The sequence below is a fragment of the Kitasatospora sp. NPDC057904 genome, from assembly GCF_042887925.1.
Taxonomy (GTDB): domain Bacteria; phylum Actinomycetota; class Actinomycetes; order Streptomycetales; family Streptomycetaceae; genus Kitasatospora.
Genome location: NZ_JBHVOL010000021.1, coordinates 91,586 through 105,688, shown reverse-complemented (window position 1 = coordinate 105,688; position 14,103 = coordinate 91,586). Strand labels below are relative to the sequence as shown.

The 14,103-nt window shown below is 74.0% G+C and carries 7 protein-coding genes; all 7 read left to right on the top strand.

Features of this window, described 5'->3' with window-relative positions; all coding sequences use genetic code 11:
* Position 1: 1 nt before the first annotated feature.
* From ACFVSN_RS36075 to ACFVSN_RS36045, 7 genes are read left to right on the top strand one after another with little or no spacing between them, the layout of a single operon-like run.
* Positions 2-718 (top strand): VOC family protein, encoded by a 717-nt coding sequence (locus tag ACFVSN_RS36075; protein ID WP_387597379.1) that lies wholly within the window; start codon positions 2-4, stop codon positions 716-718.
* A complete protein-coding gene (locus tag ACFVSN_RS36070) occupies positions 706-2,064 on the top strand; it encodes an FAD-binding oxidoreductase (RefSeq protein ID WP_387957607.1) in 1,359 nt (452 codons plus the stop codon). Before ACFVSN_RS36075 ends, ACFVSN_RS36070 begins: the two co-directional genes overlap by 13 nt.
* The gene (locus ACFVSN_RS36065) at positions 2,061-7,475 is read left to right on the top strand and encodes an amino acid adenylation domain-containing protein (protein ID WP_387597373.1); all 5,415 of its coding nucleotides are present in this window, start codon (positions 2,061-2,063) and stop codon (positions 7,473-7,475) included. The genes ACFVSN_RS36070 and ACFVSN_RS36065 overlap by 4 nt, the downstream gene beginning before the upstream one ends.
* Before the next feature lie 24 nt (positions 7,476-7,499).
* Entirely contained in the window at positions 7,500-8,822 is a 1,323-nt protein-coding gene (locus ACFVSN_RS36060; RefSeq protein ID WP_387597370.1) for a salicylate synthase, read from the top strand.
* 1 nt (position 8,823) lies between these two features.
* Positions 8,824-10,431 carry a (2,3-dihydroxybenzoyl)adenylate synthase gene (locus ACFVSN_RS36055; protein WP_387597367.1) on the top strand — a complete coding sequence of 536 codons (1,608 nt, stop codon included), beginning with the start codon at positions 8,824-8,826 and terminating at the stop codon, positions 10,429-10,431.
* Complete coding sequence (locus ACFVSN_RS36050) at positions 10,424-12,211, top strand: ABC transporter ATP-binding protein (protein ID WP_387597364.1); 1,788 nt, start codon at positions 10,424-10,426, stop codon at positions 12,209-12,211. Before ACFVSN_RS36055 ends, ACFVSN_RS36050 begins: the two co-directional genes overlap by 8 nt.
* On the top strand, positions 12,208-13,971 hold the full coding sequence (locus ACFVSN_RS36045; RefSeq protein ID WP_387597361.1) for an ABC transporter ATP-binding protein: 1,764 nt from the start codon (positions 12,208-12,210) through the stop codon (positions 13,969-13,971). The genes ACFVSN_RS36050 and ACFVSN_RS36045 overlap by 4 nt, the downstream gene beginning before the upstream one ends.
* The last annotated feature ends 132 nt before the right edge of the window (positions 13,972-14,103 follow it).

The following is a 14,103-nucleotide window of genomic DNA, read 5'->3' as shown; positions in this document are numbered from 1 at the left end:
CATGGAACTGACGTGCAGTCACGTCCTGTGCAAGGTCGACGACATCCGGGCGGCCGTACGGGACTTCACCGACCTCGGCTTCACCGTGGAGTGGGGCAGCGCACCGGCGAAGGCCCACAACGCGCTGATCTGGTTCGAGCAGGGCCCGTTCATCGAGCTCTTCGAACTCCCCTCCCGGTTCGCCCTGTTGCGCGGACCGTTCGGCCTCGCGTACGGCTCGGCAGCGAGCACCCGGCTCGCCAAGTGGGCCCGAGCGGGCGAGGGGTGGCGCGATGTCGCGCTGGAGACCACCGGCTTCGAGCTGTCCGGGACCCGCCGCGACCTGCGCGCCCGGGGTCTCCCGGCCTCCCGCGTCATGACCGGCCGCCGGACCAGGCCCGACGGACAGCCGGTCCGCTACCGGTTCCTCACCCCCGCCCCGGCCGGGCTCCCGTTCGTCGTCTCCGCCTACCACCCGCCGCAGCGGCCCGCTCATGTGGCCCACCCCAACGGCGCGCTCGGCGTCTCCCGGGTGCGGCTGGGCGTGGCCGCGAGCGACCGCGCCGCCTTCGACACGCTCGTCGGCGCGGACCCGTGGCTGACGCCCGAGCCCGCCGACCGCACCGGTGTCCTACACGTGGACCTGACCGGGCTGACGCACCCACTCGACGCCGCCGCTCTGCACGGCGCCGAGCTCGGCCCGGCCGCGTCGGAGCGGAGCGCACGATGGAACTCCTGACCCCCGCGAGCCCGGGCTACGACCGCGCCCGCCGGGTCCGCAACGCCCGGATCGACCGCCGCCCGGCGCTGATCGCCCGGTGCGCCGACGCCGATGACGTCACAGCCGCCCTCGCGCTCGCCCGTCGGCGCGGCCTGCCGGTGGCGGTGCGCGGCGGCGGCGCCCACGTGGCCGGCTGGGGCACCTGCGACGACGGGATGGTGCTCGACCTCAGCGGCATGAAGCGCCTCGAGATCGACCCGGACGCCCGCCTGGCGATCGCCGAACCGGGCCTCACCTGGGGCGAGTTCGACGCCGCCACGCAGCAGCACGGCCTCGCCCTGCCCGGGCCGCGCAACACCGACGTCGGCATCGCCGGCCACACCCTCGGCGGCGGGGTCGGCGACCTGTCCCGCCAGTTCGGGCTGACCAGCGACAACGTGGTCTTCTTCGACCTGATGACCGCAGACGGCCGCCGGGTGCGGGCCAGTGCGGACGAGCACCCGGAACTGTTCTGGGGCCTGCGCGGCGGGGGCGGCAACTTCGGCGTGGTGGTCCGGTTCGGCTTCCGGCTGCACCCGGTCACCCACGTGCTGGCCGGCCCGCTCGTCCACCCGGCCCGCCATGCACCGGCCGTCCTGCGGACCGCCCGGGACTGGCTCGCCACGGCGCCCGACGAGGCGTCGCTGGTCGCGCTCGCCTGGACGGCCCCGCCAGTGCCGTTCGTCCCAGAGCAGCTGCACTTCGAGCGCTCGGTCGTGCTGATCCCCACCTGGTTCGGCGCGCCCGAACAGGGCGACGAGGTACTCGCGTCGCTCCGGAACGTGGGACCGCGGCCGGTCTCGGACGGCGTACGACGGATGCGGTACGCGGACTACCAGCGGCTGCTGCCCTCCCCGCCCGGCTTCCGGGAGCAGAACGTCTACAACCGCGGCGAGTTGCTGCCCGAACTGTCCGACGCCGTCATCGACGACCTGCTCACCCGCTGGGCCGCCGCCGGGCCGAACTTCTCCGTGGTCCTCGGCGCCCTCGGCGGGGCCATCGGCCGTGCCCCGGCCGGGCCCACCGCCTTCACCCACCGCGACGCCCGCTGGTTCGTGGAGATCTGCGCCCAGTGGTACGGCGCGCCGGAGAGCGCCGTCCACCTGCGGCCGGCCCTCGACGGCTGGCGCGCCCTGCAGCCCGTGTCCCGCGGACCGTACCTGAACCTCCTGCCCGACCCCGAGCCCGAGTGGGTGCGCGCCGCATACGGCCCAGCCACCTACGAGCGGCTGGTCCGGCTCAAGACGACCTGGGATCCGGACAACGTGTTCCGGTTCAACGCCACCATCCCCCCGCGACTCGAAGAGGACACCCGAGAAGCATGAGCGTCACCGAACTGATCACCGAACTCCGCGGCGCGGGCGTCCAGTTGTGGGAGGAGGCGGGCCAGCTGCGCTACCGCGCGCCCAAGGGCGCGCTCGGCCCCGAGCGGCTCGCCGCGCTGCGGCAGGCCAAGGAGGCCGTCCTGGCGCAGCTGCGGTCCGAGGGCGAGCGGCCGCTCGTCGTCCCCGATCCGCAGTCCTGTCACGAGCCCTTCCCGCTGACCGACGTCCAGGCCGCCTACCTGCTCGGCCGGGGCGGGGCCTTCGAACACGGCGGCGTCGCCTGCCACGTCTACCTGGAGGTCGGATACCCCGATCTCGACCCGGCGGCCGCCGAGGCCGCCTGGAACCGGCTGATCCGGCGCCACGACATGCTCCGGGCCGTCATCGCAGCCGACGGCCACCAGCGGGTGCTGCCGGAGGTGCCGCACCTCGCCGTCCCCGCCACCGATCTGCGCGGCGCCGGCGGCACCGACGCCGTCGAGGCCGAACTCGCCGCCGTCCGCGAGGACTTCGGCCACCGGGTGTACGAGACCAGCAGCTGGCCGCTGTTCGACCTGCGGATCACCAGGGCCGAGGGGCGGGCCGTGCTGCACCTGTCGATGGACTTCCTGATCGCCGACTGGGCGTCCATCTGGCTGCTGCTCGCCGAGTTCGAGACGCTGCACGCTACCCCGGACGCCGAACTCCCGCCGCTGGAGCTGCGGTTCCGCGACTACCTGCTCGCCGAGCGCGGCCTGCGGGAGTCCGACCGCTTCCAGCGCGACCGCGACTACTGGTGGGCCCGGCTGGACGAACTTCCGCCCGCGCCCGACCTTCCGCTCGCGGACCGCACGCCCGCCGAGCACCCGGCTGAGCGTCCGGCCGAGGCCCGCTTCCGGCGGCGCTTCCTCAAACTGGACGCCACCGCATGGGCGGACCTCAAGCGCCGGGCGCAGGAGCGCGGCCTCACCCCGTCCTCCGTGGTGCTCGCCGCCTACGCGGCCGCGATCGAGCGCTGGAGCCGCAGCCCGCGCTTCGCGCTCAACCTCACCGTGCTGAACCGCCTTCCGCTGCACCCCGAAGTCGACCGCGTGGTGGGCGACTTCACCTCGGTCAACCTGCTGGCCGTCGACTGGGCCGACGGCAGCACCTTCGCCGAGCGAGCAAAGAGCGTGAGCGGACAGCTCTTCGACGACCTCGACCACCGGCTCTGCTCCGGCGTCGAGGTGCTGCGCGAACTCGCCCGCCGCCGGGGCCGCGAGGCGGCGCTCATGCCGATCGTCTTCACCAGTGCGATCGGCCTCGGCGAGGCGGGCATCGGCACCGACGCACGGGCCGTCGGCCGGCTCGACGGCTTCGGCATCACCCAGACCCCGCAGGTGTTCATCGACTGCCAGGCGATGGACGACGCCGAGGGCCTCCAGGTCAACTGGGACGTCCGCGAGGGGATCTTCCCGGACGGCCTCGCGGACGACATGTTCGCCGCCTTCGAAGCCCTGCTGCGCTCCCTGGCCACCGCCGACGCACCCTGGGACGCCGACCAGGCCGTCCCCCTGCCCGCCTGGCAGGCCGAGGAGCGCCGCCGCGCCAATGACACCCGGGCCCCGCTGCCGAACACCCTGCTGCACCACGGCGTGTTCGCCCAGGCCGCCCGCACGCCGGACCGGCCCGCGCTGCTCGGCCCGCGCGGCACCGTCAGCCAGGGCGAACTCGCGGGCCGGGCCGCCGCCGTGGCCGAGGCGCTGAAGCAGGCCGGCTGCACTGCGGGCGAACACGTCGCGATCGTCATGGACAAGGGGCCCGAGCAGGTCGCCGCCGTGCTCGGCACCCTGCTCGCCGGGGCCGTCTACCTGCCGGTCGACACCGTCCAGCCGCCGCTGCGCCGGGCCGCCATCCTGGCCGACGCCGGGGTCCGGCACGTGCTCTCCCAGTCCTGGGTGGACACCGGTCCCGATGCCATCGCCGTCGACCGGCTGGCACCCGCCGCACCCCCGACCACCCTGCCCGGGGGCGACCCCGGCGCGCCCGCGTACGTGATCTACACCTCCGGCTCCACCGGCCGCCCCAAGGGCGTGGTGATCAGCCACCGGGCCGCCGGCAACACCATCGCGGACATCAACCGCCGCTTCGGTGTCACCGCCGAGGACCGCGTCCTGGCCCTCGCCCACCTGGGCTTCGACCTCTCGGTGTACGACGTCTTCGGGCCGCTCGCGGTCGGCGGCGCCCTCGTCCTGCCCGACCCCGAACGCCGCGCCGACCCCTCGCACTGGGCCGAGCTGGCCGCCGAGCACGGCGTCACCCTGTGGAACTCGGTGCCCGCGCAGCTGCAGATGCTCTCCACCTACCTGGAGACCGAGCCCGGCCTGGACCTGCCCGCGCTGCGCCTGGCCCTGCTCTCCGGCGACTGGATCCCGCTCACCCTGCCCGACGCCGTCACCACCCGCCTGCCCGGCCTGGAGGTCGTCTCCCTCGGCGGCGCCACCGAGGCGGCCATCTGGTCGATCGCCCACCCGTACCGCGGCCTGGAGCCGGGCTGGCGCAGCATCCCGTACGGGCGGCCGCTCGCCAACCAGGGCTTCCGGGTGCTGGACGCATCGCTGCGCGACTGCCCGGTGTGGACGGCCGGCGAGCTGTACATCTCCGGCGCGGGCCTGGCCCAGGGCTACCTCGGGGACGAGGAGACCACGGCGCAGCGGTTCGTGCTGACGCCCGGAGACGGGCAGCGCCTGTACCGCACCGGCGACTTCGGCCGGTACCTGCCGGGCGGGGAGATCGAGTTCCTCGGCCGTGAGGACACCCAGGTCAAGGTGCGCGGCCACCGGATCGAGCTCGGCGAGATCGAGTCCGCGCTGCTGGAGCACCCCGCCGTCGCGGCGGCCGGGGTGGTGCTGGACGGCTCGGGTGCGGAGCGCGGGCTGCTCGGCGTGGTGGAGAGCGCCCGGGTGGCCGAGGCGGTCCGCCCGGATGACCGGGCGCTGATCGAGGACGCCCGGAAGGCCGCCGAGTCCACCCTCGGCGGCCTCGACCGGGACACGGTCACAGCCTTCGCCGATCGTCTCGACCGGGCCGTGCTCGCCTCGATGGCGCTGGCCCTGCGGGAGGTGGCCGGCGAGGTCGCCGAGCAGCACCGGTGGCTGGCCGAGCGCTGGCGGGCCGTCCTGGCCGAGACCGACGTGGATGCGGCCACCGTGGACGAGGCCGTCGTCGCCGACCTCTGGACGGATGCCGGAGCGACCTGGACGGCCGAACTCGGCTCGCCCGAGTTCCTCTCCTATCTGCGGCGCAACGCCGACCGGCTCCCCGACCTGCTCACCGGCCGTCAGGACCCGGTGGAGCTGCTCTTCCCCGAAGGCGGCCTGGACACCACCCGCGCCCTGTACCGCGAGAACGCGATGGCCCGGTACCTGAACAGCGCGGTGAGCGGCCTGTTCCGCCGCATCGCCGCTGATGCCGCCACCGACCGCGACCGGCCGCTGCGCGTCCTGGAGGCCGGGGCCGGGACCGGGGGCACCACCGAGAACGTGCTGGAGGCCCTCTCCAGTGTCGACTGCGACTACCTGTTCACCGACGTCTCGCCGTTCTTCCTGCCCGAGGCGCGGGCCCGGTTCGGTGACCGCCCGGGCGTCCGGTTCGGCCTGTTCGACGTGGACGGCGACCACCGCGCCCAGGGCCTGGCCCCGAACTCCTTCGACGTGGTGCTGGCCGCCGGCGTGCTGGAGAACGCCCGGGACGTGCGGGCCGCGCTCGACCGACTGGTGGACCTGGTCGCGCCCGGCGGCTGGCTGATGCTCACCGAGCCGACCCGGGAGCACCCGTGGATCCTCGCTTCCCAGGCCTTCCTGATGACCCCGCCGGAGGACGACACGCGCCGCCACGGCCCGTCCTACCTGGACCGTGACCAGTGGCTCGGCCTCCTCGCCGACGCCGGGGCCCCGCTGGTGCACAGCCTGCCCGCGGACGACCACGCCCTGGCCCCCCAGCACGTCCACCTGTTCGCCGCCCGGCTGAAGACCGACCGCATGCCGGTGACCGAGGCCGAGCTGCGCGGCCACCTGGCGGCCCGACTGCCCGCGCACATGCTGCCCTCGCACCTCCAGGTCGTGGACGCCCTTCCGCTGACCGGCAACGGCAAGGTCGACCGCCGTACCCTGCGCACCTGGCGCCCGGCGGCCGACGCCTCCGCGCGGACGGCGGCCACGGACCGGCCGGCCGACGAACTCGAGTCCCGCCTGGCCGAGTTGTGGGCCGCAACGCTCGCCGTCGACGCGATCGGTCGGACCGAGAGCTTCCACGAGCGCGGCGCGGACTCCCTGATCACCGCACGGATGGCCGGACGGCTCCGCGAGGAGCTGCCGGAGGCCCACGACGTCCCCTTCGACACCCTGCTGCGGCAGATGCTCAACCAGCCGACCGTCGAGGCCCTCGCCCGCTTCCTGCGCGGGCGCGCCACCCCGGACACCACCCCCGAGGGCCGGCGCGGCACGACCGGCAACGCCCTGCTGGTGCCGTTCGGCACCGGCGGCGACGGCCCGCTGCGCGTCCTGTTCCACGCCGGCCTCGGCACCATGGACTGCTACCGGCCGCTCGCCAAGGAGCTGGTCGCCCAGAACCTGGGCCCGGTGCTCGGCATCGTCGTCGACGACCCCGAACGGTACTGCGCGCTCGACCCCGCCGAGGTGATCGAGCGGGCCGCCGACGACTACGCCGAACGCCTGCTGACCGAGGGGCACCAGCGCGTCCAGCTGGTCGGCTACTGCCTGGGCGGCCTGTACGCCACCGAGGTGGCCCGGCGGCTCGACGAGCGCGGCGTCCAGGTGGAGGACCTGGTGCTGGCCAGCAGCCACCCGGTGGTCTTCGACGTCGAGGACGACCTGATGATCGAGACCCTGTTCATCCCCAACCTGCACATCGAGCTCACCCAGGCGGGCTTCGACGGGATCGACCCGGACGCGGCCGTCCACGCCTTCATGCAGGTGATCGAGCGCAACGGCGGCCGGGTGCCGGCCGGCTCGCTGGTCGAGGTCGGCGGCGACCCCGCGTCGGACTCCGTCGCCGCCTACTTCCGCCGGCTGTCGGAGCACACCCGCGAGGAGCGCTTCGCCCGGTACGCGAAGGCCGCGACCGAGGTCACCGGCCAGGAGCTGATGCCCGAGATGGCCGAGGGAATGTTCCGGGTCTTCCGGCAGAGCTTCCGCTCCGCGCGTTTCACGCCGCCGCCGTACGCGGGCGACATCCGCTTCCTGCGCCCGCGCGGCGCCTCGGGCTTCGCCCCCGGCATGGACGAGACCACGCTCGCCTTCTGGCGCGACGTCTGCCTCGGCGAGTTCGCCGTGACCGACATCGAGGGCAACCACTTCAGCTGCATCGAGGAGCGGAACGCCCGCGCCGTCGCCGACCTGATCGCCGCCCCGTTGCGCGCCGCCGCCCGCTGACCCGCTTCCGACAGGAGAAACACCGTGCTTCAGCACTATCAAGAGGCCCTCTTCGAGGGCGAGTTCGACCCGCTCGCGATCACCGCCCAGCTGGTCGGCTCCGGCCTGCTCGGCGAGTACGTGGTGTACGAGCGCCAGTCGTGCTGGCACGTCGCCGGGAACCCGGTGGCGGAGATCCGGGTGGACGACCGACGGGTGCACACCCTCCTCGCCGGAGGCGGCTCGGCCGAGGACTGGTCCGGCAGACCGTGGCGGCAGGTGGAACGGGCGCTGGGCCGGATACCGGTGGCGGACTGGCACGCGTACGGCTGGGCCTGCTTCGAACTGGCGAGCCGTCCCGGCTCCGGTACCGCCGAGCCGCTCGCCCATCTCTTCGTCCCCGGAGTCGAATTCGAGGTGCGGGCGGACCGGGTCCGGGTCAGGGCACTGGAGGGGAGCGACCTCGACGCGGCCCGCAAGCTCCTGACCGAGCCCGCCCAGGGCCCCGACCCGACCTGCGTGCCCCTCGACGTCCGGCAGGCCGACACCGCCTACCAGGCCGGGGTCGCCCACGCGGTGGCGGAGATCGGGCGCGGCCGACTGGAGAAGGTGATCCTCTCGCGGCCGGTCCCCGTCCCCTTCCCGGTGGACCTGACCGCGAGCTACCTGGCGGGCCGTCGGCACAACACCCCGGCCCGCTCGTTCCTGCTCGACCTCGGTGGCTGGCAGGCGGCCGGGTTCAGCCCGGAGACGGTGGTCGAGGTCGACGCGGTCGGGACGGCCAGCACCCAGCCGCTGGCCGGCACCCGGGCGCTCACCGGCGACCCGGACACCGACGAGGCGCTGCGCGCGGAGCTGTTCCGGGACCCGAAGGAGGTCTTCGAGCATGCCTCATCGGTCCGGCTCGCCGTCACGGAGCTGGAGTCGGTCGGCGAGCCCGGCGCCTGCCGGGTCAGCGAGTTCATGGCCGTCAGACGGCGCGGCAGCGTCCAGCACCTCGCCTCCCGGGTGACCACCACGCTCGCTGACGGCCGCACCGCCTGGGACGCACTGGGCGCGGTGTTCCCGCCCGTCACGGCCTCGGGCATCCCGAAGGCCGCCGCGTACCGGCTGATCGAGGAGTTGGAGGAGCAGCCGCGCGGGCTGTACTCGGGGACGGTCCTGATGGCCGCCGCCGACGGCTCGCTGGACGCCGCGCTCGTCCTGCGCGCCGTCTACCAGCGGGACGGCCGGGCCTGGCTACGCGCCGGGGCCGGCGTGGTGGGCACCTCCCGGCCGGCCCGAGAGTACGAGGAGACCTGCGAGAAGCTGGCGAGCGTCGCCCCCTACCTCGTCCCCGCCGCTCGTCACGGCCATGAGGAGGGCTGACATGCTCGACGGATTCACCCCCTGGCCCGAGGATTTCGCGGCGCGCTACCGCGAGCTCGGCTACTGGCAGGGCCGCACGCTCGGCTCGGTGCTGCGCGAGCGGGCCCTGAGCGCCCCGGAGAGCACCGCCGTCGTGGACGGCGCTCGCCGCTGGACGTACCGCGAACTCGACCTGCGGGCCGACCGGTTGGCCGCCGGCCTGCACCGGCGCGGCATCGCCCCCGGCGACCGGGTGCTGGTGCACCTGCCCAACGTCGCCGAGTTCGTGTCGCTCTGCTTCGCGCTGTTCCGGCTCGGTGCCGTCCCGGTCCTCGCGCTGCCCGCCCACCGGGAGACCGAGATCACCCACCTGGCCCGACTCTCCGGGGCCGTCGCGTACGTCATCCCGGACCGCCATCTCGGTTTCGACCACCGGGAGCTCGCCCGAGCCGTCCGGGCCCGACGGCCAGGGCTGCGCGAGGTGCTGGTGGTCGGCGAGCCCGAGGAGTTCACCGCGCTGGAGGAAGTCGACGCCACCCCGCCGCCCCTGGCCGGCCCGGCGTCCTCGGACGTCGCCCTGCTGCTGCTCTCCGGCGGCACGACCGGCGTGCCCAAACTGATCCCCCGTACGCACGACGACTACCTCTACAACGCCACCGCGAGCGCGGCCGTGACCGGCATGGACGCCTCGACCCGCTACCTCGCAGCGCTTCCCGTCGCGCACAACTTCCCGCTGGCCTGCCCCGGGGTGCTCGGCACGCTGGCGGTCGGGGGCACGGTCGTCCTGTCCCCGACCCCCAGCCCCGAGGACGCGTTCCGGCTCATCGAGCGGGAGCGGGTCACCGTCACCGCACTGGTTCCGCCGCTCGCACTGCTCTGGCTGGAGGCCGCCACCTGGTCCAGCGGCGACCTGAGCAGCCTGGAACTGCTCCAGGTCGGCGGGGCCCGACTGAAGGAGGAGGCGGCGAAGCGGATCGGCCCGGCGCTCGGCTGCCGCCTCCAGCAGGTGTTCGGGATGGCCGAGGGGCTGCTCAACTTCACCCGGCCGGAGGACCCCGAGCGCCTCGCGCTGTCCACCCAGGGCCGGCCGCTGGCCGAGCACGACGAGCTGCGGATCGTCGGCGCCGACGACCGGGAGGTGGCCCCGGGGGAGGTGGGCGAGCTGCTGACGCGCGGCCCGTACACGCTGCGCGGCTACTACCGGGCGGACGACCACAACCGCTCGGCCTTCACCACCGACGGCTTCTACCGCAGCGGCGACCTGGTGCGTCGACTGCCCAGCGGCCACCTGGTGGTCGAGGGGCGGGTGAAGGACGTCATCAACCGCGGCGGCGACAAGATCCCGGTCGAGGAGGTGGAGAACCACCTGCTGGCCCACCCGGCCGTGCACGACGTCGCACTGGTGGGCGTGCCGGACGAGGCGCTCGGCGAGCGCTCCTGCGCCTGCGTGATCGCGCACGGCACCCCGCCCGGCCGCGCCGAGCTGAACGCCCACCTCACCGCACTCGGGCTGGCGGCCTTCAAGCTGCCGGACCGGGTGGTGGTGCTGGAGGACTTCCCCCGGACCGCGCTCGGCAAGGTCAACAAGTCCGAACTCGCCACGATACTGAAGGAGTTGACGCATGGCTGAGCGCGGTGGCCTGCGCGTGCTGGCCGGGCTGGTGGCGCTGGCACCGGCGGTACGCGCCCGGCTCGTCCGAGCCGCCCTGCTGGGCGTGCTCGGCGGTGCCGCCACGGTGGCCGGGTTCGCCTGCGCGGCCTTCGCCGTGGGCCGGTTGTTCACCGACGACGGGTCGGTTCCGGTGGGCTGGCTGGCCGGAGCACTGGCCGGCCTGCTGGTCTCGTTCGCGAGCCGGTGGCTGGCCGAACACCTGGCGCACGAGGCCAGTTACGACCTTGAGGTGGTACTCCGGCGCGAGCTCGCCGACGCACTCGCCCGGATGCCGCTGGGCGAGGTCCAACGGCTCGGCTCCGGCCGCGTCAAGAAGATCGTCCAGGACGACGTCAAGGCGCTGCACAACGCGGTGGCCGACGCGCTGCCGTTCGTCGGCTCCGGCCTCGCCCAGCCGCTCGCGGCGCTGCTCACCCTCGGAGTGGTGCAGTGGCGGCTGCTGATCGCCGTCCTCCTGATCGTGCCGATCGCCGTACTCTGCCTGTCCCTGTTGACCCGGGACCACGCCGAGCAGCGGGCCCGCTACAACCGCGCGAACGAGAACGTGAACGCGGCCGTCGTCGAGTTCGTCCAGGGCATGCCGGTGGTACGGACCTTCGACGACGGCAAGGGCTCCTTCGGCCGGTTCTCCGCCGCCGTACGCGAGTTCACGGAGGCGGTGGCCTCCTGGATCGCCACCTCGCGCACCTCCGGCGTCCTCAACCAGCTGTTCATCGTCCCGCTGCCGACGCTGCTGATCGTCGCGGCCTCCGCCGTCCCGATGCTGGCGGCCGACTGGATCTCCGTCCCGGACCTGGTCCTCGCCCTGATGATCGGCGCGATGCCGGTCGAGGCGATCGCCCCGCTGATGCACCTGACCAACTTCCTCAACGACTCCAAGGCCGGCGCCGTCCGGATCGCAGGATTGCTGCACACCCCGCCGCTGCCCGAGCCCGCGAATCCGCGCGAACCGCAGGGCTCCGCGATCAGTCTGGAGGGCGTCCGCTTCCGCTACGCCGCCGAGCGGGGCGAACCCGTCCTGGACGGCGTCGACCTGGACGTCCCGACCGGCACGGTCTGCGCCCTGGTCGGGCCGTCCGGCTCCGGCAAGTCGACGGTGGCCAGGCTGATCCCGCGCTTCTTCGACGTCGAGGCGGGCACCGTCCGGGTCGGCGGCGTCGACGTGCGCGAGATCCGCACCGAGACGCTGCTGCGGCACGTCACGCTGGTCTTCCAGGACCCGTTCCTGGTCTCCGGCACCGTCGCCGAGAACATCCGCCTGGCCCGGCCCGAGGCCACCGACGAGGAGGTCCGGACGGCCGCCGAGGCCGCCGCCGCGCACGAGTTCATCACCCGTGAACTGCCCGACGGCTACGACACCCAGGTCGGCGAGCGCGGCGCCCGGCTCTCCGGCGGGCAGCGCCAGCGGATCACCATCGCCCGTGCCGTCCTGTCCCGGGCCCCGATCGTGATCCTGGACGAGGCCACGGCCTTCGCCGACCCGGAGAGCGAGGCCGCCATCCAGGACGCCATCGCCCGGCTGACCCACGGCCGAACCGTCCTGATCATCGCCCACCGGCTCTCCACCATCGTCGACGTCGACCAGATCGCCGTCCTCGACCGCGGGCGGATCGTCGAACGCGGCCGCCACCCCGAGCTGGTCGCCGCCGGTGGCCGCTACGCCCGGCTCTGGGCGCGCCACGAGGTGGCTGCGGCCTGGGGGCTGGCCAGCGGCCGCGAGAGGGAGGTCTCCCAATGAGGCGGATCCTGCGCCTGATGTTCACGGCGGCGGGCCCGTACGCACCGCAGTTCCGCGCCACCCTGCGGGTGTCGCTCACCGCCAGCGCCGTCCAGGCGGCGGCGTACGCGAGCTTCGTACCGCTGCTGGCCGAACTCTCCCGCGACCCGGTTCGCACCGGGCACGCCTGGCTGTGGGTCGGGGTGCTCGCCGCCCTGGTCGTCACCGAGGGCGCCCTGCGCGTCCGGGAGTCGGGCTTCACCTATGGCTACTGGCACCTGGTCACCCAGGCGACCAGGCTGCGCCTCGGGGAGCGGCTGCGCGCGATGCCGCAGCAGGAGCTCGCCCGGCGGGCGGCAGGCGACCTGACCTCGGTGGTCGGCGCCAACGCCACGGCCGCGGCCACCGCCGTGTCGGCCCTGTCCACGCTGTTCGTGCAGCTGGTGACGGTACCCGTGGTGCTGGGGGCCGTCGTGCTGGCCGTGGACTGGCGGCTCGGGCTGGTGCTCGCCGTGTCGGCCGGCGCGGCACTGCCGTTCGTCCGCCGGGTACAGCGCTCCTCCAACACGGGCTTCCACGCCGTGGACGAGGCGGACGCGGCGTCCGCGAACCGGATCGTCGAGTACGTGCAGGGCCTGCCGGTGTTCAAGGCGACCGGCCAGGCGGGAGCCGACTCGCCCCGGCTGGCCGCCGTCCTCGCCCACCAGCACCACGCCCAGTCGGCGGCGAACCGCTCGGCCGCCGCGCCGCTCGCCGCCGCCCAACTCCTGGTCCGGCTGGCCCTGGTGGCGCTGGTCGCGCTCGGCTCGGCGCTGGTCCTCGACGCAAAGTTGTCGCTCGGCCTGCTGGTCGCCATCGTCGTGACGGCCGCCCGGTTCGCCGAGCCGCTGAGCATGGCCGCCGTGATGACCAAGCTCTTCGAGATGTCCGAGGCCGCCCTGACCAGGATCGACGAGGTCCTGCGGGTGGAACCGCTGCCCGTCGCCCCCGGCGGGACGGAGCCGAAGGACTTCGAGATCCGCTTCGAGCACGTCACCTTCGCCTACGACGGCCGCGACGAGCCCACGCTGCGCGCCTTCGACCTCACCGTCCCCGAGCGCAGCCTGACCGCTCTGGTCGGGCCCTCGGGCTCCGGCAAGACCACCGTGACCAGGCTGATCAGCCGCTTCGCCGATCCCCAGCACGGCACCGTACGGATCGGCAGGGTCGACCTGCGCACCCTCGAACCGGACGAGGTGCTTCGCCACATCGCCGTCGTGTTCCAGGACGTCTACCTCTTCGACGACACCATCCGCGCCAACATCGCGCTCGGCCGCCCCGACGCCACCGACGCCCAGATCGAGGCCGCGGCCCGCGCGGCCAACGTGCACGAGTTCGTCGCCCGGCTGCCCCTGGGCTACGACACCCGGGTCGGCGAGATCGGCTCCGCGCTCTCCGGCGGCGAGCGGCAGCGGATCTCCATCGCCCGGGCCATCCTCAAGGACGCGCCGATCGTGCTGCTCGACGAGCCCACGGCCGCCCTGGACACCGAGTCCGAGGTGGTGGTGCAGCAGGCCGTGGACCGCCTGGTGGCCGGCCGGACCGTCGTCGTCATCGCCCACCGGCTCTCCACCGTGGTGGGCGCCGACCAGATCGTGGTGGTCGACGACGGCCGCATCACCCAGCGAGGCACCCACGCCGAGCTGCTCACCGACGCCGACGGCCGCTACGCCCGGATGTGGACCGCCCAACTGGCCGCCCGCCACTGGCACCTGCCGCCGACAGATGCCGGAGTCCCCTAGAGGCTGCCCTAACGCCGCGAACGGTTGAGAGGGCAAAGCCCGTCTGGGCTCCGCCCCCTCAATGGTGGTGGAGGCGTACGGCAGCAGTACGTTGCCAGAACCTAGCGGCGGCCGAACACCACGGCGCGGCAG